We start from the raw sequence: 20409 nt of genomic DNA on the forward strand, positions 1-20409 counted from the left end.
AAATATTTTATCTGTTTCTAATAAATCAAACTTTAATTGATTGATTTTTGTTGAACTTTTTTCCTGTAAAGCTTGTTTAATTTTGTTTCTATCTAATTCATTTTTTTCAAAAATTTCTTTTACTTCCTCCAAAATTGCAATTTGTGATTTGAATTTTTTTCGCTCAGAAATTAATTCTTTCTCTAGATTAACCTTATTTATTAACATTTTAATTTTTTTTTAAAGTGTTGACAGTTTGATTGTTATATTTTCAATTTACAAAATATTTTTAAATAAAAATCAAATATCTTCAATAGTTTTAGTGTTTACATTTGTTAAATTTTTCTCAAAAATAAGATATGAAAAAACCAATGAGTTGTTTACAGCGTAAATGATGTTATAACTTTTAAAAATAACTATTATGAAAACTAAAAATTTAATTTTTGCCTCCTTTTTTGCCCTTATGATTTCTGTAACTTCTTTTTCTCAGGAAAAAACAGTAAATGTTGGCGGTGCGCCAATGTATCCTTCAAAAAACATTGTTGAAAATGCTGTAAACTCAAAGGATCACACAACTTTAGTTGCCGCAGTAAAAGCAGCAGACTTAGTTGAAACATTAAAATCAAAAGGTCCATTTACGGTATTTGCTCCAACTAACAATGCTTTTGATAATTTACCAAAAGGAACGGTTGAAACATTATTGAAACCAGAAAATAAAAAATTACTTCAAACAGTTTTAACGTATCATGTATTAGCTGGTAAATTTAGTGCTGCTGATATTGCTCAAGCAATAAAGAAGGGAAATGGTAAAGCAACTTTTAAAACGGTAAGTGGCGGAACTTTGACTGCTTGGTCAAAAGGGAAAGATATTTACTTGACTGACGAAAATGGTAATAGTGCAAAAGTAACTATTGCAGATGTTAATCAATCAAATGGAGTTATTCATGTCATAGATGCAGTTGTTACTCCTAAATCTTAAATAGTCTTTTAAAAAAAAGTCCTGAATTTTCAGGACTTTTTTTTTATCTCAAACTTGCACCAAGTTCGTTTTCAAAATTCTTTTGTAGTTTATTCAAGATTTTATCAATTTGTTCATCGGTCAAAGTTTTTGAATTGTCTTGTAAAATGAAACTCACTGCGTATGATTTTTTTCCTTCTGGAAGATTTTTTCCTTGGTAAACATCAAATAGATTTACTTCTTTCAATAACGATTTCTCCGTTTGACGAGCAATGGTGTAAATAGCATCAAAAGCAACGTTTTCATCAACTAACAAGGCTAAATCGCGACGAACTTCAGGATATTTTGGAATATCAGTAAATTTAATTTTGGTTCCAATTAATTTTAAAACCACATTCCAATTGAAATCAGCATGGAAAACTTCTTGTTTAATATCAAAATGTTTCAGAATTGATTTTTTTACGGTTCCAAATTCAACCAAAGTATCATTTCCGTATGCTATAGCAATTCCTTCTGCAAAAACATCTGAACTAACAGGTTTGTTTTGAATTTTGGTAATTCCTAATCGTTCCAAAATGGCGTTTACATAACCTTTAAACAAAAAGAAATCAGATGGTTTTTGTGCATTTGTCCAACTTTCTTCGTTTCTGTTTCCCGAAACAAATAATGTTAAATGTTTTGGTTCATCATATCCTGATGACAATTTATGGTAAGTTTTTCCAAACTCGAATAATTTTAAATCTCCATTTCTACGATTAATATTGTATGAAACAGCTTCTAAACCTGAAAACAGCAACGATTGACGCATTGCCGATAAATCATTGCTCAACGGATTTAGCATCATTACATTGTATTCTTCTTTCAACATTTCAGATAAATTCACATAATCTGGAGTTGTTAATGAATTTGCCATCATTTCGTGGAAACCATTAGCATTTAGTTGTGAAGCAATAATGTTTTGCACTTTATAATCTTCCGTTCTAGCCGAATTGAAAACGGTTGCGTTCAATTTTTTGGTAAAATTAATATTGTTGTAACCATAAACACGAAGAATTTCTTCAATTACATCAACTTCACGTTGTACATCAACACGATACGACGGAATAATTAATCCAAGTCCAGCGTCAGAAACGGTTGTCACTTTAATATCTAGCGAAGCCAAAATTTTCTTGATGGTTTCTTTTGGTAATTCTTGACCGATGAGTTTTGCTGTTTTTTCAAAATTCAAGAAAACAGGGAAATCTTCAATCTTTTTTGGATAAATATCTATAATATCCGAAGTGATTTCGCCACCAGCAACTTCTTTTATCAAAAGAGCAGCACGTTTTAAAGCAAATTCAGTAATGGTTGGATCAATTCCTCTTTCAAAACGGAAAGAAGCATCGGTATTTAAACCATGACGTTTTGCTGATTTTCTTACGGAAACTGGGTTGAAATAAGCACTTTCTAAAAATATTGTAGTAGTAGTTTCGGAAACACTAGAGTTTTTTCCACCAAAAACACCAGCAATGCAAAGTGGGGTTTTTTCGTCACAAATCATCAAATCATCTTCATGTAATGTTCTTTCAACATCGTCAAGAGTTGTAAATTTTGTTCCAGCTTCTGCCGTTTTTACAATGATTTTTCCATTGATTTTTGATGCATCAAAAGCATGTAATGGTTGTCCTAAATCATGAAGAATATAATTTGTAATATCTACAATGTTGTTTTTTGGTGTTAAACCAATGGCTTTCAAACGGTTTTTTAACCATTCAGGCGATTCTTTTACCGTAATTCCAGAAATAGTTACGCCACAATATCTTGGTGCCAATTTACTGTCTTTTACATCAACATCAATTTTTAGAGTTCGTTTGTCAATTCTAAATGTACTAACTGATGGCGTGATTAATTCGACAGTACTATTTTTTTGAAGTAAACTCGCGCGCAAATCACGTGCAACACCATAATGCGACATGGCATCAGCACGATTTGGAGTTAAACCAATTTCAAAAACTTCGTCGTTTTCTATATTAAAAACTTTGGCACAAGGCGTTCCAGGTTTTAGTTTTTCGTCTAAAATCATGATGCCATCATGGCTTGTTCCAAGTCCAAGTTCGTCTTCGGCACAAATCATTCCGTGACTTTCCTGACCGCGAATTTTTCCTTTTTTGATTTCAAATTCGTTTCCGTCTTTATCAAATAATTTTGTACCAATGGTTGCAACTGGTACTTTTTGTCCTGCTGCAACATTGCTTGCGCCACAAACGATTTGAACTGGATTTCCATCGCCAAGATCAACTTTTGTAATACTTAATCGATCGGCATCAGGATGTTTTTCGCATGTTAATACATGACCAACAACTATACCTTCTAATCCACCACGAACGGATTGGTATTTTTCAACAACTTCAACCTCAAGTCCTAAATCGGTAAGGATTGTTGCTGTTTCTTCTGATTTTAAATCTATTTTAATAAATTGTCTAAGCCAATTGTAAGAAATCTTCATTTTGGTAATTTTAATAAGGTGGCAAAGATAGTTATAATAGGAAAATATACCAATCTGATTGCTTTAATTTCATCAATAAATTACAAAATTTCTTCTACGTGTTTTTTGATGTTTTCTGAGATTTTTTCGGTGGGTAAATCATTGGCATCATCGCCAAACGGATCTTCAATTTCTTCGGCAATCAATTCTAAACTTGCTAATACATAAAAAGTAAAAATTACCACAGGAATACTGTAATAACCTAAACTGAAAGCATATCCAAACGGCAATGTCATGATGTAAAAGAAAATAAATTTTTTGATAAATGCGCTGTAAGAATAAGGAATTGGCGTGTTTTTAATTCGTTCACATGCGCCACAAACATCAGTAAAGGTTTGTAGTTCGTTATTAATTGTAATCAGTTGATCACCAGTTATTTTTCCAGATTTGTATAATTCATTTATTTTATGAAAAATAGTTTTGGCAACTTGATTGGGTTTGTGCTTTTGATGGACAATTTCCAAATCGATGTTTTCAAAAAGCATTTTGCTCACTTCTTTATTTGAAAGATGTTTGGATAGAATGGAAACATACATTGGAATTACTTCACGCAAGAATTTTTTATCGCTTTCATCCGAAAGAATAACCGAAAGTTTCAATGCTAAATTCCGGCTGCTATTTACTAAACTTCCCCAAAGTTTTCGTCCTTCCCACCAGCGATCATAAGCAGTATTTGTTCGGTAAGAAAGTAGTAACGAAATTACAAAACCCAACATTCCGTGCATGATGGAAATGTTTTTTACATGACTTTTTTCAGAAAGTTTCCAGTGTTCAATTTCAAGAAAACAAACGCCATACGTATATAATCCAATAACAAACATCATTGGAATTAATTGACGAAACGTATCCGATTTGTGAAATATGAAGATGAAAGTAATCCAGTCTTTTGGGTTGTATTGTACCATTTTTGAGTTTATAAGTTTATCTGTTTAAAAAGTTTATTGAGGTTTAAATTGATTTTTTAACTAATATAATTCCAAATATTCTTTTTCTTGGTCAGTTCGATAAAAATTTGTCTTAACGTTTGATGTTCGGGCAATGACATCGAAGAGTCTTTTTTTAACAATTTTATAGCTTCATTTCGAGCAACGACTAATATGTCTTTGTCTTTTACCAAATCGGCTATTTGTAAATTTAAAACACCACTTTGTTGTTTTCCCATGATGTCACCTGGACCGCGAAGTTTTAAATCGACTTCGGCAATTTCAAAACCGTCATTGGTTTTACACATGGTTTCCAATCGGATTTTGCTTTCATTGGAAAGTTTGTGCGAAGTCATTAAAATACAATAACTCTGTTCAGCGCCACGACCAACGCGACCACGCAATTGATGCAATTGAGACAAACCAAATCGTTCCGCACTTTCAATAATCATCACACTCGCATTGGGAATATTTACACCAACTTCAATTACCGTCGTGGCAACCATGATACTGGTTTTTCCTTCGGCGAAGCGTTTCATTTCAGAATCTTTTTCGGCTGGTTTCATTTTCCCGTGAACTATGGAAATACTATAGTTTGGTAGTGGAAAATCTCTGGAAATGCTTTCATAACCATCCATTAAATCTTTATAATCCATCGTTTCACTTTCCTGAATTAACGGATAAACAATATAGATTTGTCTGCCTTTGGCAATTTCATCTTTTATAAATTTCCAAACTTTCAATCGGTTACTGTCATAGCGATGAACGGTTTGAATGGGTTTTCGTCCTGGTGGCAATTCATCAATAACTGAAACATCTAAATCACCATACAAACTCATGGCTAATGTCCGCGGAATAGGCGTTGCTGTCATGACAAGTACATGTGGAGGAATTTCATTCTTTTTCCAAAGTTTACTTCTTTGTTCTACACCAAAACGATGTTGCTCATCAATAATTGCTAATCCTAAATTTTGAAATTGCACTTTGTCTTCCAATAAAGCATGTGTTCCAATAAGAATGTGTAAACTGCCGTTTTCAAGTTCCTCGTGAATTATTTTCCGTTCTGAAGTTTTGGTTGAACCGGTTAGGATTTTGATGTTTATATTTAATGTACTTGCCAATTCGGTCAATCCGTTAAAATGTTGATTGGCTAAAATTTCGGTTGGCGCCATTAAGCAGCTTTGAAATCCGTTATCCAGAGCTATTAGCATTGCCATTAATGCCACAATAGTTTTTCCTGAACCAACATCGCCTTGAAGTAATCGGTTCATTTGTGCATTACTTCCTAAATCATTTCGAATTTCTTTCAATACTTTTTTCTGTGCATTGGTCAGTTCAAAAGGCAAATGATTTTTGTAGAAATTATTAAAATTTTCTCCAATTACGGTAAACGGATGACCTTTAATTTTATGTTTTCGGACTAAGTTTTTCGTTATCAATTGTAATTGAATGAAAAACAATTCTTCAAATTTCAATCGAAATTGCGCTTTCGCTAAAAGTTCCGGGCTTTTTGGAAAATGAATATTGAAAAGCGCTGCATTTTTCGGAATTAATTTTAATTCGTCCAAAAGATATTGTGGCAACGTTTCCGTGAATTTTGCTTGCGTTTCAAGGAATAATTGCTGCATCATTTTATTCACCACTCGATTGGAAATTCCTCGATTAGTCAAGGTTTCAGTCGATGGATAAACGGGTTGCAATGCCGAACGTAAACTTTGTTCATGTTCGCTAAGCAACTCCATTTCTGGATGTGCCATATTATATTGACCGTTGAACGACGTTACTTTTCCAAAAATAACATACGGAACATTGATTTTCAAACTTTCTCTAATCCATTTATGACCTTGAAACCAAACGAGTTCCATTTCGCCAGTTTCATCTACAAAAGTTGCCACCAAACGTTTTTTGGCTTTGCCAAATTCAACCGTTTTGATGTTGATGATTTTACCAATAATTTGAACTTCCGCAGGATTATTATTGAGTTCATTAATTTTATAATAACGAGTTCGATCAATATAGCGATTGGGATAAAAATTAATCAAATCTTCATAACGATGAATGCCTAATTCTTTGCGCAAAAGTTCGCCACGTTGCGGACCAACGCCTTTTAGGTATTCGATAGGTGTTTGAAGAAGTTGATATGACATTGCAAGAAATTGTTAAAGCGAAGATAAGTTTTTAATTTGAAAATTTTAAAATGATTATATTCGTAATCTATAAAATTTATCCAATGCGAATACTTTTTTTCCTTTTCCTTTCCTTCATTTCTTTTGCGCAACAAACTTCTAAAGTTGATTTTAAAACTGCCAAAGGAAATATTTCAATTAATGTTAATCAAAAGAAAGTTTTCGGAACAGTCAATTATGTTTTTGAAGTAAAAGAGAGTATCGATACGATTAAAATTGATGCTCAAAAAATGACTTTTTCTGATGTTAAAATCAATAAAAAAGCAGTTAAATTTTCCAATTCAGGAAAGACATTAAACTTGTTTGAAGGTTTCAAAAAAGGAAAAAATACCTTGACTTTTTACTACGAAGCCTTTCCAAAACAAACGATGTATTTTGTAGACAAGCGACAAGTTTGGACGCAAGGTCAAGGAAAATATACAAGTCATTGGTTTCCGAGTTTTGATGATGTAAATGAAAAAGTTATCTTTAATATGAACATCACTTTTGATGAAAAATATAATGTCATTGCAAATGGTTTTCTGAAAAATAGCTACGTAAAAGACAATCAAAAAAAATGGTATTATGAAATGAAAAAGCCAATGAGTTCCTATCTTTTTGCATTGGTTATTGGTGATTTTTATAATAAAATTATCGCTTCCAAATCGGGAATTCCGTTGCAGTTTTTTATTCAACCAAAAGATACATCGAAGTTTGAACCAACTTATCGTTATTCAAAACAAATATTCGATTATCTGGAGAAAGAAATTGGTTTTAACTATCCGTGGAAATTATACAAACAAGTTCCAGTGGAAGATTTTCTTTATGCTGGAATGGAAAATACAACTTGTACCATTTTTGCCCAAGATTTTGTAGTTGACGAAATTGGTTTTAATGATAGAAATTACATTAATGTCAATGCACACGAATTGGCACATCAATGGTTCGGCGATTTAGTTACAGCAAAATCTGGAAAACACCATTGGTTGCAAGAAGGTTTTGCGACATATTATGCTTTATTAGCAGAAAAAGAAATTTTTGGCGAGGATTATTTCAATCATCAATTGTATCGAAATTCATTGCAATTGCGAAATGCCGCCAAAACCGATACTATTCCGGTGATGAATGAAAAAGCGAGTTCATTGTCATTCTATCAAAAAGGTGCTTGGGCTTTGCATTTTATGAGAGAAAAAATAGGAGCGAAGCTGTTTCAAAAAGCGGTTCAGAATTATTTGAAAAAATACCAATTCAAAAACGTTGAAACCAGCGATTTTTTGTCAGAAGTTAAAAAAGTGGCACCTAATTTTGATACTGTTGCTTTTCAGAAAATGTGGCTTGAAGATTATCATTTTCCAACCGATGTTGCCAATGAAATCTTGCGAAAAAGTACGTTTATGCAAACGTTATTTGATGTACAACAATTGCGAAAAAAATCATTTGCTGAAAACAAAGATAAGTTTTCCGAATTGCTCAAGTCGGATTTGTTTTATCCAATAAAAACGGAAATTATCTATCAGTTAAAAGATGTCAATTTTGCAGATAAAAAAGAACTTTTAGAATTAGCAATGCAGACCAATGATGTAAAAGTTCGTCAATCGGTTGCTGAATTTATTGATGAAATTTCGTTGGAGTTTAAAACAAAATATGAAACTTTTTTAGATGATAAATCATATGAAACTAGAGAAATTGCGTTAATAAAATTATTCAATGCTTTTCCTGAAAGTCAAGCAATTTATTTGGAAAAAGCTAAAAATTGGTATGGAAATAATGATTTAGGATTGCGCACTACTTTTTTACTTTTAAGTCAAATGTCATCTACTTTTGATGAAAATCAGAAACAGAATTACTTTAATGAATTGGTTGATTATACATCGTCAAAGTATGAAAGTTCTATTAGACAAAACGCCTTCAGCTCCGCATTTCAAGCCAAACAACCTATCGATAATCAAGTTTTGAAAAATTTGGTCAATGCAACTTCGCATCACAAGTGGCAAATGACAAAATTTGCTCGTGATTACATTAGAAATTTATTGAAAACGCCTTTGTACAGAGAAAAATTTGAAATCTTACTTTCGGATTTGCCTGAAAATGATAAAAATCAATTGCAAAAACTGTTAAACGAAAAATGATGAGAGCTTTGGTAATTTCTGGTGGCGGAAGTAAAGGCGCATTTGCTGGAGGTGTTGCACAATATTTGATGCAAGAAAACGGTTGTAAATATGATATTCTAATTGGAAGTTCTACCGGAAGTTTACTCATTCCTCATTTGGCTTTGGGCGAAGTCAACAAGATTTACAACATTTATTCTAATGTGAATATGCGAAGTATTTTTGACATTAGTCCGTTTGTTGTAAAACATAAAAACACACCAAATGAAACTGTTACAATCAATCATATGAATGTTTTTAAACAGTTTTTAAAAGGCAAACGAACTTTTGGCGAAAGCCATAAATTATTAGAATATATTAGAGAAAATTTTACTTTAGCCGAATTTACTTTGCTCAAATCAACGGCTTGTGAAGTTGTCGTTACGGTTACTAATCTTACCACAAATAGCGTAGAATATAAATCGATAAAAGACTTTGACTATGATGATTTCTGCGAATGGATTTGGATTTCGTGTAATTATATTCCGTTTATGAGTTTGGTCACCAAAAATGGTTTTGAATATGGCGATGGCGGATTTTCAAGTTTGGTTCCTATTCGAGAAGCCATTAATCGTGGCGCAACCGAAGTTGATGTTATTATCCTTGAAACTGAAGTGCAAACCAAGCCCAGAAAAATTGGTAAAAATCCATTTTTGTTGATGATAGATTTGTTTCAAACATTGCTCACGCAAGTTGAAAAACATAATATTACCATTGGAAAATTGGCTGCCAAAAATAAAAATGTAAAGCTCAATTTATATTACACGCCAACACAATTAACGGACAATGCTTTGATTTTTAATCATGAAAAAATGAAAGATTGGTGGCACAAAGGTTATGAATATGCCAAAAACAAAAGTGAATTAATGAGTGATAATTTGCAGTAATTTGTAAAACTTTTGTTATTTTTAGCTTTCAAATATAAATGCCATGTTAGTAAAAGTTTTTGGAAGTGCAGTTTTTGGTGTTGAAGCAACAACAATAACCGTAGAAGTAAATATTGATAAAGGTGTTGGTTATCATTTAGTTGGATTGCCTGATAATGCTATTAAAGAAAGTAGCTATCGAATTGCGGCAGCTTTGAAAAATAACGGTTATTCACTTCCTGTAAAAAAGATTACCATAAATATGGCGCCAGCCGATTTACGGAAAGAAGGTTCGGCTTATGATTTAACACTTGCCATTGGAATTCTCGCAGCTTCAGGACAAATAAAAACAGATGAAGTTGATAAATATTTGATTATGGGCGAATTGTCGCTTGATGGAAGTTTACAACCTATAAAAGGTGCATTATCCATTGCAATCAAAGCTAAAGAAGAAGGTTTCAAAGGTTTTTTTCTCCCAATTCAGAATGTAAAAGAAGCAGCAATTGTTACTGGTTTGGACGTTTACGGTGTTGAAAATGTGCTTCAAGTGATTGACTTTTTTGATGGAAAAGGAACAATTGAACCAACAATAATCAATACACGAGATGAATTTTACAAGACATTAGATTTTCCTGAATTTGATTTTTCCGATGTAAAAGGTCAAGAAAGTATCAAACGATGTATGGAAATTGCCGCTGCTGGTGGTCATAACATTATTTTGATTGGTCCACCAGGTTCAGGAAAAACGATGTTAGCCAAACGATTGCCAAGTATTTTACCACCAATGACTTTGCACGAAGCACTAGAAACTACAAAAATTCACAGTGTAGCTGGAAAAATTAAAGATGCAGGATTGATGAATCAACGACCGTTTCGTTCACCACATCATACAGCTTCGAGTGTTTCATTAGTTGGTGGCGGAAGTTATCCACAACCTGGAGAAATTTCGTTGGCACATAATGGTGTTTTATTTTTGGACGAATTGCCAGAATTTAAACGAGAAGTTCTTGAAGTAATGCGTCAACCATTGGAAGATAGAGAAGTTACCATATCTAGAGCAAAATTTACAATTACTTATCCGTCGTCGTTTATGTTGGTTGCCAGTATGAATCCAAGTCCAGGTGGTTATTTTAACGACCCAGATGCGCCTGTAAGTTCGTCTCCAGCTGAAATGCAACGCTATATGAGCAAAATTTCTGGACCATTACTCGATAGGATTGATATTCATATTGAAGTTACTCCTGTTCCATTTGAAAAATTAACCGAAACTCGTCCAGCAGAAAGTAGCGTTTCGATTAGAGAAAGAGTTACTAAAGCTAGAGAGATTCAATCCATTCGATTTGAAAATTTTGAAGGTATTCATTACAATGCACAAATGGGAACAAAACAAATTCGAGAATTTTGCGCTTTGGACGAAACTTCGTTGCAGTTACTAAAAACAGCAATGGAACGATTGAATCTCTCCGCTCGTGCCTATGACCGAATTCTAAAAGTTTCCAGAACGATAGCTGATTTGGAACAATCAGAAAGTGTAAATTCTAATCACATTGCTGAAGCTATTCAATATCGAAGTTTGGATCGTGATGGTTGGTTGGGTTGATTTTAGTTTATAGTCGCAGTTAACAGTACTCAATCTGACAACTGATTACTGCGACTGATAACTATAATATCTAGCACCAACTAAAACTGGATTTTCTTTTTCAATTTTATCCAAATAGAATTCATTTTTTGGAGGAAAAACGGATTGTTTTAATTCTTTTTTGTGGAGTTTTTCATAGGTTGAAAAATCGATTGCTATTGTTTGTTCCAATGTTTCAAATAATTGAATTTTTTCAATTGCAGATTTCCAGTTTTCTTCTACAACCGCTTCAAAAACTTTTGATTTTGAACCACTTCCATAAGCGATAAATCCAAAAGTTGTATTGGTAAGATTAGTATCGTTTTTAAAATGATGGCAAAGTGTAGAAAGTAAGCCTAAAAAAATCGAACCGGTGTAAATATTACCAATTTGTCCCGAAGCTATTTCAGATGGTAAAATATATTGGTTTACTAAATCCAGATATTCAGGACTTTTAGCTAATGCTTTTAGTTTTTCTTTACTGTTTTCACCAATTTGATTTTCTACTAATTCAGGATTTTCATTGGCAAAAATTTCTATAAAAGTACGTCGACCTTGAAAACAATAAGGCAAATGCATCAAAATGGCTGACCATTTTTCGTAAAGTTTTCCTTTTTGATGACTTTCCTCTTTGTAATGTTCATAAGCTTCGGTAATTCTATTGATGTAACACTGATTAGAATATTGTCCGTCAAAAACGGGTTGTTCTTTGTAGATGTTGATTTCATTTTCTAAAACGCCATTCCATTCTGGATTGTTTTCAGTTTGAAAAATTTCTTCTTTGGAAAAATTTCTTCTAGGTTTGAAAAAATCAAAAACGCCTTCGGTTGCTACACCAACTTCTTTTGAAAAACTTAAAATTCTTGGATTAGCAGTAATCAGCATTGCAATTGAACCTGCGCCTTGAGTATATTCGCCAGAAGAATTTAAGTCATATTTGGCATTATCTGAGGCAATGACAATCGCTTTTTTGGTTGGATTTAATCGGATGTAATCTAAACAATTTTGCAATGCATCAACCGCACCAATGCAAGCAAATGTCAAATCGACTACATCACAGTTTTTAAAACTTCTTGCTCCGAAAATTTGTTCCAAGTTCGATAAAACATACGAACCAACTGGCTTTGAACTGTCGACACCACTTTCGGTTCCGATGTAAATTCGACTGATTTCATTTGGATTTAGATTTTCTTGTTGAATGAGTTTCAAAGCTGCATTAGAAGCTAAAGTCACCACATCTTGATGCACATCTAGAAAACTCATTTTGTGCAAACCTAAGCCTTTAATAAGTTTATCAGCTTCAATATTTCTTTTTTCGGCTAATGTTGTTATTGGAAGATAAATTTTGGGAATTTCAAAGGCTATACTATCGATACCAACTTTCATTTGATTGATTTTTTGAGAAAGACAAAATTAAAAAAGGTAACTTCAATTTTACTTGAAATTACCTTTAAAATTGAGCATTTAAACACGATTTATGATTTATGCAACAAATCTGTTTTTTATTTTTTGAATTGTGATTTTTGTTTAATTTTTCTAAGAATTTTAATTGATTAATGCAGAAAAAGTATCACCTTGTTTAATGTCGCCTGTTTTGTAACCTTTCATAAACCACTCCATTCGCTGTTCAGAAGTTCCATGGGTAAATGATTCTTGATTAACATGACCTTGCATTTTACTTTGAATAGCATCATCTCCAACAGCGTTGGCAGCACTCAGCGCTTCTTCAATATCACCTTCTACTAAAAGATTTTTGTTATAGTGTGCCCAAACTCCTGCGTAAAAATCAGCTTGAAGTTCTAAACAAACCGAGAGTTTATTGGCTTCGGCTTCGTTTTTATTGGCTTGAAGTTGACGGACTTTTCTCGATGTTCCAAGAATAGTTTGAAGATGATGTCCCATTTCGTGAGCAATTACATAAGCAATAGCAAAATCGCCTCCTTTGGCTCCAAAACGAGTTTTTAGTTCTTCAAAAAAGCGTAAATCCATATATACTTTTTTGTCGCCAGGACAATAAAACGGTCCAGAAGCTGAGGTTGCGCTTCCACATGCCGTATTCACACCATCATAAAAAATGACCATTCCTGGTTTTTCATAGTGCATTCCGTTTTCGCTAAAAACTTTTTCCCAAGTTTCGTTATTATATTCAAAACATGATTTTGAAAATTCGCCTAATTCTATTTCTTCTGCGGTAAGTTCACGCGTTTGGGTTTGTTCCGTTTGTTGTTGACCTTGCGTTTGTTGGAGTATATTTCCAATGGTTTGTCCTGTTTCACCTCCAAACATATTCAATAGAAGAATGATAATTCCTATTGCGCTACCACCAAGTATTGCTTTTCCTCCTCCAGACATTCCGCGTCTATCTTCAAAGGTGTCGCTCTTTTTTCTTTCCCATTTCATGTTTTTTTTATTGATATAAGGTTAATTAACTATGTTTTTGCTATCCATTTAGAAATAATTTTTTTTAAATTTTCTTTTTCTATTGGTTTTGGTATATAATCATTCATTCCTGCTTGTAGACATTTTTCCTTTTCACCAACAATCGTTCCAGCCGTTAATGCAATAATTGGAGTATCTTTTTGATTGTCTATTTTTCTAATTTCTTCGGTTGCTTCATATCCATTCATTTCTGGCATTTGTATGTCCATTAAAATTAAATCAGGTTTAATTTCAGAAGATATGAAAACTACTTCTTTACCATTTTCAAATTCATGAATTATTGAGTTTGGTAGTATTTGTAAAATTAGAGTTTTAGCCAATAACATATTTATTTTATTGTCTTCAACTATAAAAATCGTTAAATTATTGTTTGAAATTACATTTTCTGATGGTTTTTGTATTTCAGTTTTATTCTTTCTTTGTTCATATTTTTTAGTTTCATTTGAATATTTTACATCCAAATAAAATAAAAATTCACTACCAATTCCTATCTTGCTTTCTAACTCTAATTTACTGTTCATAAGAGATAAAAGCTGATTCGATATTGAAAGACCTAAACCAGTTCCGCCAAAACGTTTTGTTGTAGATGCATCTTCTTGTGAAAAAGCTTCAAATATTTTTGCTTGATTTTTTGCTTTTATTCCTATTCCTGTATCTTTTACTGAAAATTTAAGTTTTGCATTTTTCAAGTTTTTTGTTTCTTCATTTGTAATTTCTAAAGTTATATTTCCTTTTTCTGTAAATTTAACAGCATTACTAAGCAAGTTAATAAGTACTTGTTTTAATCTAATGTAATCTACCCAAATATAGATAGGAACATTATTATCAATTATCAAATTAACGTTTAGATTTTTTCTTTTAGCTTCGTGTTGGATAAGAGAAATTACTTGATTGGCTAAATCTGATGTATTATTTTTTTCAATAATTAATTCGATTTTTCCTGACTCAATTTTGGAGAAATCTAAAATATTATTGATAACTTCCATTAAAGAATTTGCAGATTGATTTACTGTGTCCATATATTTTTTTTGAATACTTTCTAATTCTGTATTCATCAAAAGTTCTGTAAATCCAATAATTCCATTTAGAGGAGTTCTAATTTCATGACTCATGTTAGCTAAAAATTCTGATTTAGCTCTATTAGCTGCTTCTGCATATTCTTTGTCTTTTATTGCGTTTTCAGCTAGTTTTCTTTCAGTAACATCAATGAATATTCCTTCTATCGAAGTTATTTCTCCATCTTTGTGTATTGCGTCTCCAAATTCCTCTATCCATGCTACTTCACCATTTTTTTTAATAATTCTATAGATAAAATGAAATGGTTTTCCTTGTTTAATAAACGCTCTTTGATTGACAACTATATTGTTTATTTCATCTGGATGTACTAAATCCAAGAAGGATTTTTTTCCATCAATAAAATCTGATTTTGGATATCCAGTTAGTTTTTCAATTTGGTCGTTTAAATAAATTTTTGAAAAAGTTTCGTCGTTGTTTGATAGGTAAACAACACCAGGAATATTATCTGCAAGCAACCTAAATTTTTCTTCACTTTCTTGAATTATGGTTTCATTAATATTCCTTTCTAGTGCAAATGAAATATTTTTGGATAAAATCTCAAGGGAAGAAATCTCATCAAAAGTCCATTCACGTTCTTTTGAAGTATCATCGAATATTAAAATTCCATAAAAAGTTTCCTTTATAAAAATAGGTGTAAATAGTATTGATTTTGAACCCAATCCTTCAAGTAATTTTCTAGTTTCAGTGTTTGGAATTTTTCTAACTATTGAATTGAATGAAATATTTTCTACCAATTTATCTCCAATTATGCCAAGAGATTTAAGAGGTAAATTTTGAAGGAATGGATTTGGTGATTGTATAGAATTGGTTTCAGATAACCATCTAATTTTTTGAGAGATAGAAATTTCTTTGCTGTCAAATTCAAAATAAGAAACTCTTGAGGCATTAATCACATTTCCAATTGTACTTACAATTCCTAGTAAGATTTCGTCTTGATTTTTTGAGAGTAAAAACTTTTCAGTATTTTTATTAATTTCAAATAAAATATCACTCTTGTATGTCAATTTTTTCTCGGCTTCATTTCTCATTTGGGCTTCAATAGCAATTGCGATTAAATCTGCAATTGAGCGAGCAAAATTGATATCTTCATTATCCCATTCTCTTTTAGTATCGACAGCTTCAAAACACAATATACCGACAATTTTTTTATTGATAAAAATTGGAGTATCTAGTAGCGATTTTATATTATGCTTAGGGAAATAGTTGTAGCAAAGTTCTTCAGTACCTTTATTTATGTATACATCTGAAGCTACAATTTGTTGACCTGTTTCAAGTGCTTTGAAATATATTGGATGTTGATTTATATCAACAAAGAAATGTTTTTCAAATCGATTACTATTTAGATAATATATACTTTCACATTTTAAACCTTCAGGAATGTAACTCCAATAGCTGGTTCTGTTTATGTTACAATTTGTAGCTACCTTTTGAAGGATGTTTTTTAATACACTTTTAAATCCTTCTTTGTTTGAATAACTTTTTGAGGTTAAATCTTTTATTACTTGATTGTGAATTTTTATTTTTGATGCTCTTTCAAAATGCTCGATTTCAAGATTTTTTATTAAAGTGATATCTCTTGCAATTACAGAAAAACCAGTTTTTTTATTAAATTTATCTCTCTTGATTGTCACTTTTTGTGTTACCCAAATTGTATCACCATTTTTCTTAATCATCGGGAATACTAAATCAGGATAATCTCCGTTATCCTCTGGAATGTATTCATAGAATTCTTTAACTACATCTATGTAGTCTGTTCTTATAAATGTGGTATAGTGATTACTAAATATTTCTTCTTTTGAATATCCAAGTGCTTTTTCAGTAAATGGATTTACATAAATTATTTTACCTTCAAAATTAATTTCAGTGATTAAATCATTAGCCGATTCAATTAAATCGCGATATTGATTTTGAATTTTTATTTGTTCAGTAACATCTTGACCAATTCCAATAAGAATGTCTTCTGAATATCTTTTGTCTTTCCACTGAATGTATTTATAATCTCCATTTTTACATTTTAATTTTCGTATATATAACCTATCATCAACATAATCTTCGTGATACGCTTCACCAATAAATTCAGGATCTTCTGTTAATCGCCAATATTCAAGACCAAGTACTTCACTTGCACTGTAACCTAAAATAGATTCAATAGATTCGCTACAAAATGATACTTCACCTTTTTTATTAGTTGTTAAAATCAAATAATTTCCTTTGTTGACAACAATATTTGTAAAAAGAAATTTGTTTTTTGTTTCTATGAGTGCTAAATGTCTAGATATGTGTATAGTAATAATTAAAACAAATGAGCATATCAAAATAATTGTTTGGTTCTTAGGAATTAATTCCAAATCATAAGTGAATATCAATAGTAGAATTACTGTTATTACAAATAACCAAAAGTGTAAAATATTTTTTAAAACAAAATAAGAAAGGAAAAGACAAACGATAAGGCTAATAAATGAAATTAACTCAAATTCTTTAAAAAAAACATTATGTATTATATATCCTAAGTACAAGTAGTAACATAAAAGAAAAATGCTACTTACATTTCTTTTAAAAAAACTAACTCTCGTACTTAAAAAATATAGTATTAATAATGTTCCACCAATGCTTAAGTTAATAAAAAAAAGACTTTCAGACCTTATTTTAAATATCTCCAATATTGTTTCTACTAATGGAATTGCTACACCAAAAAAAAGGAAGTACAACGTATATTGTTGCTCTCTTGATTCAAATTGATCAGCATTTGATAAATTTAATTTTTGACTAATAGTTTCTTTTGTAGCGAAATAAAAATAATAAAGAAAAAATAATAATAGTACTATTATTATTAAACTGTTTGTGTTTAAAAAAAATAAAATTGTTCTCAATTTTTGTTTTGGTTAGTTAGGTGTTGTTATTTGTAGTTTTTCAAAAATAGTTATAATCTAATGTAAACTCTTCAAGAAAAATTTGATTTTTTTTAATTTATCATTGTATGGTGCATATCGTATGGGAATATCTAACCATGTTGCCCTTTTAACAACTGATTTGTGATGAGAAAAAGTATCAAAACTTCCTTTGCCATGATAACTACCAATACCACTTTGACCAACACCTCCAAATGGTAAACGATGATTTATAAATTGAATCATTGTATCATTAATGCATCCTCCGCCAAATGAATATTTTAGGATCTGTTTTTTTGCAAATTTTTTATTTTCAGAAAAAACATAAAATCCAAGCGGTTTTTCATAATTGGAAATAATTTTTTCTAATTCATTTTCAGTATTATAGCCAATGATAGGAACTATTGGTCCAAATATTTCGCCAGCCATTATTTTACTATCCAATGAGGGTTCATCTACTAATGTTGGTTCAATATAAAAATCGTTTGGATTATTTTTCCCACCAAAAATAATTTTCTCGCCATCAAGTAAATCTAATAATCTTTTCCAGTTTTTTTCATTTATAATTCTTGGATAATCTTTTGAATTTTCTATTTTTTCACTGTAGGCTAAATGGATTTCTTCTTTAAGATAATCTATGAATTTTGATTTAATATTTTGTTGAACTAACAAATAATCTGGAGCAATACAAGTTTGTCCAGCATTTACAAATTTTCCCCAAACGATTCGTTTTGCAGCTAATTTTAAGTTGGCAGTTTCATCAATAATGCACGGATTTTTTCCTCCGAGTTCTAACGTTATTGGTGTTAAATTTTCTGCGGCAGCTTTGGCAATAATTTTACCAACAGAAACACTTCCAGTAAAAAAGATATAATCCCAGCGTTGTTGCCCAAGTAATAATTCTGTTTCTAAAATTCCACCTTCTACAACTTTTACATGATCTTCATCAAATGTTTCAGAAATAATTTTTGCAATAATCTTTGAGGTATTTTCAGTAAGTTCGGATGGTTTAATTGTAACTTGATTTCCAGCTGAAATTGCTGCTATTGCTGGGTTAAGGGCTAATTGAAAAGGGTAATTCCATGGAGAAATTATTAAAACTTTCCCAAACGGTTCTTTGTAGATATAATCGGTTGATGGAAAATTTAGAAAAGAAGGCAAAACCAATTTTGGTTTTGCCCATTTATGAATATTTTTTATGTTAAGTTTTAATTCAGAAATGACAAAATGGATCTCAGTTAAATACGTTTCAAACTCAGATTTTTTAAAATCATCATGTAAGGCTTTTACAATTTCTGTTTCATTGTTTTGAATACAAGCAAGAAGTTGTATAAGTTTTTGCTTTCTAAATTGAATGTTGTTTTTATAATCCATAACGTGAAATATTGTCTATGAAATATATGATTTTAATATAAATGTTCCAATTATATTTTTCTACAAAAATCCCCAACGGAAACCTAAGTAAATATCACCTTGTTTGCTATCAGCTAGTAAAGCAGTTACCATAGAACTTGAACCAAGGTAAAAACCTCCTAAACGAAATCCAAATCCAACATTGGTTCCTGAAATTTCATGAAAAGTTACAGGAATATAGGTTTCAAAATAGCGTAAACTTATTCTTGGTGTGATACTAAAAATGTTTGGAGCCGTAACTTGGTCATTGGCTGAATCGTCATTTAATTTTTGTTGTAAATAGGCTGTAACATATAATTTGTGAATTACTTTTAAATCAACATAAGTTGAAAAAACAGTTGGTAATTTAACTTTAAAATCTTTTTCGCCTTGTTCAACAGTTAAATAACCATTGCTTGATAAAATATCTTCAACATCACTTAAGCTATCTACATCTTCAAATAAACTTAAATCCAAAGGATCAGAATTAGGAATATTTAATGAGTAATTTGTAGAAGCATTATTATTATCTTTAAACGTCATGCTACCAATATTTCTGATAGATAATCCAGCATTTAATTTGTATTTTTTATCATCACCAAGCCATTGATAATTTGCTCCAACATCACCCGCAAAACCATTCAACCCACCAAAAATTGATTTGCTATAATCATCAAAATTAGTAAAGCTGTCAGCAAGATTTCCTGAATAAGCAATGTTTAGTGTAGCAGGAGAATTAGTAGTCAAAAATGCATCTCCACCAACTTCAGTTATCGTTCCATTTAGATTACTTAAACCAAAGTTAGAATACGAACCAGGAAATAATAACTTTAATGTCACACCTGCGCTAAATTTATGCTTTTCGGTTTCATATAAATTTCTAGCAAGAGACAAGCCAATTTCACCATACGAAGTACCATTCATACGTTGGTTTTTCTTATTGTCTAAAAGAGTTGTGTTTAAACCTATGTTATTATTAGTGATGGCATTTCCAATAGTTGGATCAATGTCGACTAAGTCAAATTTGGCGTAGGCTTTTGACGTAATTGCCAATCCCCATTTTTTCCAACGCATTGCAAATCCCAAACCATTAATTTCTGCATCAACACGAGCATTTACAGGACTTGTTCCACTAAAAAGCAGTTCTTCAAAATCTGTATCAGAATTAAAATCACTAAAAGCAAGCTTGTCATTAGCTACATTAACACTCAGTCCAAAAATATTAACTTCAAATTTTTTAGAAAGATTTGTTAATTCGGCAGGATTGATATTTACGTTTAAAATCCCAACACGATTGGACGTACTAATGCCCGAAAAATGTTCCTGAGCAAAAGTAAAATGACAGAAAAGCGATAGAGCAACAACGAAGATTTTTTTCATGGCAGTAGTATTTTATATAGTTAAAGTGGTAAAAAAAATATATGACTGTGGTA

The 20409-nt window shown here is 31.3% G+C and carries 12 protein-coding genes and 1 pseudogene; 4 read left to right on the forward strand and 9 right to left on the reverse strand.

The genetic code is table 11. The features are described from left to right. A pseudogene (locus IAI56_RS04750) lies at positions 1-207 on the reverse strand (hypothetical protein); the annotation flags it as partial. A 193-nt stretch (positions 208-400) separates the two neighbouring features. Between IAI56_RS04750 and IAI56_RS04755 the strand changes: the two are divergent. Next, entirely contained in the window at positions 401-958 is a 558-nt protein-coding gene (locus IAI56_RS04755; RefSeq protein WP_187656780.1) for a fasciclin domain-containing protein, read from the forward strand. A gap of 43 nt (positions 959-1001) precedes the next feature. On the opposite strand, the gene pheT is transcribed toward IAI56_RS04755, so the two are convergent. From pheT to recG, 3 genes are all read right to left on the reverse strand, one after another. Next, positions 1002-3422: a phenylalanine--tRNA ligase subunit beta gene (gene pheT / locus IAI56_RS04760; protein ID WP_187656781.1), complete on the reverse strand. Its 2421-nt coding sequence runs from the start codon at positions 3420-3422 to the stop codon at positions 1002-1004. 80 nt (positions 3423-3502) lie between these two features. Then, entirely contained in the window at positions 3503-4366 is an 864-nt protein-coding gene (locus IAI56_RS04765) for a bestrophin family protein (protein ID WP_187656782.1), read from the reverse strand. Positions 4367-4422: 56 nt separating this feature from the next. Continuing rightward, positions 4423-6531 (reverse strand): ATP-dependent DNA helicase RecG, encoded by a 2109-nt coding sequence (recG, locus tag IAI56_RS04770; protein WP_187656783.1) that lies wholly within the window; start codon positions 6529-6531, stop codon positions 4423-4425. 83 nt (positions 6532-6614) lie between these two features. On the opposite strand from recG, the gene IAI56_RS04775 reads away from it, so the two are divergent. From IAI56_RS04775 to IAI56_RS04785, 3 genes are read left to right on the forward strand one after another with little or no spacing between them, the layout of a single operon-like run. After that, positions 6615-8678: a M1 family metallopeptidase gene (locus IAI56_RS04775; RefSeq protein WP_187656784.1), complete on the forward strand. Its 2064-nt coding sequence runs from the start codon at positions 6615-6617 to the stop codon at positions 8676-8678. Then, positions 8678-9583 carry a patatin-like phospholipase family protein gene (locus tag IAI56_RS04780; protein WP_187656821.1) on the forward strand — a complete coding sequence of 302 codons (906 nt, stop codon included), beginning with the start codon at positions 8678-8680 and terminating at the stop codon, positions 9581-9583. Before IAI56_RS04775 ends, IAI56_RS04780 begins: the two co-directional genes overlap by 1 nt. 43 nt (positions 9584-9626) lie before the next feature. Beyond that, the gene (locus tag IAI56_RS04785; RefSeq protein ID WP_187656785.1) at positions 9627-11162 is read left to right on the forward strand and encodes a YifB family Mg chelatase-like AAA ATPase; all 1536 of its coding nucleotides are present in this window, start codon (positions 9627-9629) and stop codon (positions 11160-11162) included. A gap of 45 nt (positions 11163-11207) precedes the next feature. On the opposite strand, the gene IAI56_RS04790 is transcribed toward IAI56_RS04785, so the two are convergent. The 5 genes from IAI56_RS04790 to IAI56_RS04810 all read right to left on the reverse strand — a co-directional run bounded on the left by IAI56_RS04790 (position 11208) and on the right by IAI56_RS04810 (position 20356). Further along, positions 11208-12566 carry a hydroxymethylglutaryl-CoA synthase family protein gene (locus tag IAI56_RS04790; protein ID WP_187656786.1) on the reverse strand — a complete coding sequence of 453 codons (1359 nt, stop codon included), beginning with the start codon at positions 12564-12566 and terminating at the stop codon, positions 11208-11210. A 159-nt stretch (positions 12567-12725) separates the two neighbouring features. Then, complete coding sequence (gene ypfJ / locus IAI56_RS04795) at positions 12726-13580, reverse strand: KPN_02809 family neutral zinc metallopeptidase (RefSeq protein ID WP_187656787.1); 855 nt, start codon at positions 13578-13580, stop codon at positions 12726-12728. Positions 13581-13609: 29 nt separating this feature from the next. Beyond that, on the reverse strand, positions 13610-16897 hold the full coding sequence (locus IAI56_RS04800) for a PAS domain S-box protein (protein WP_187656788.1): 3288 nt from the start codon (positions 16895-16897) through the stop codon (positions 13610-13612). A 726-nt stretch (positions 16898-17623) separates the two neighbouring features. Then, on the reverse strand, positions 17624-18958 hold the full coding sequence (locus IAI56_RS04805; protein WP_187656789.1) for an aldehyde dehydrogenase: 1335 nt from the start codon (positions 18956-18958) through the stop codon (positions 17624-17626). Between the two features lie 60 nt (positions 18959-19018). Next, positions 19019-20356, reverse strand: a complete 1338-nt coding sequence (locus IAI56_RS04810) for a DUF5723 family protein (protein WP_187656790.1) — start codon at positions 20354-20356, stop codon at positions 19019-19021. Positions 20357-20409 lie beyond the last annotated feature (53 nt).

Source organism: Flavobacterium macrobrachii (assembly GCF_014486675.1).
Lineage (GTDB): Bacteria > Bacteroidota > Bacteroidia > Flavobacteriales > Flavobacteriaceae > Flavobacterium > Flavobacterium macrobrachii.

Bases quoted from the DNA above. Each gene is read 5' to 3' on its own strand.
- IAI56_RS04755 (WP_187656780.1), top strand. From the start codon at position 401: ATGAAAACTAAAAATTTAATTTTTGCCTCCTTTTTTGCCCTTATGATT.
- pheT (WP_187656781.1), bottom strand. From the start codon at position 3,422: ATGAAGATTTCTTACAATTGGCTTAGACAATTTATTAAAATAGATTTA.
- IAI56_RS04765 (WP_187656782.1), bottom strand. From the start codon at position 4,366: ATGGTACAATACAACCCAAAAGACTGGATTACTTTCATCTTCATATTT.
- recG (WP_187656783.1), bottom strand. From the start codon at position 6,531: ATGTCATATCAACTTCTTCAAACACCTATCGAATACCTAAAAGGCGTT.
- IAI56_RS04775 (WP_187656784.1), top strand. From the start codon at position 6,615: ATGCGAATACTTTTTTTCCTTTTCCTTTCCTTCATTTCTTTTGCGCAA.
- IAI56_RS04780 (WP_187656821.1), top strand. From the start codon at position 8,678: ATGAGAGCTTTGGTAATTTCTGGTGGCGGAAGTAAAGGCGCATTTGCT.
- IAI56_RS04785 (WP_187656785.1), top strand. From the start codon at position 9,627: ATGTTAGTAAAAGTTTTTGGAAGTGCAGTTTTTGGTGTTGAAGCAACA.
- IAI56_RS04790 (WP_187656786.1), bottom strand. From the start codon at position 12,566: ATGAAAGTTGGTATCGATAGTATAGCCTTTGAAATTCCCAAAATTTAT.
- ypfJ (WP_187656787.1), bottom strand. From the start codon at position 13,580: ATGAAATGGGAAAGAAAAAAGAGCGACACCTTTGAAGATAGACGCGGA.
- IAI56_RS04805 (WP_187656789.1), bottom strand. From the start codon at position 18,958: ATGGATTATAAAAACAACATTCAATTTAGAAAGCAAAAACTTATACAA.
- IAI56_RS04810 (WP_187656790.1), bottom strand. From the start codon at position 20,356: ATGAAAAAAATCTTCGTTGTTGCTCTATCGCTTTTCTGTCATTTTACT.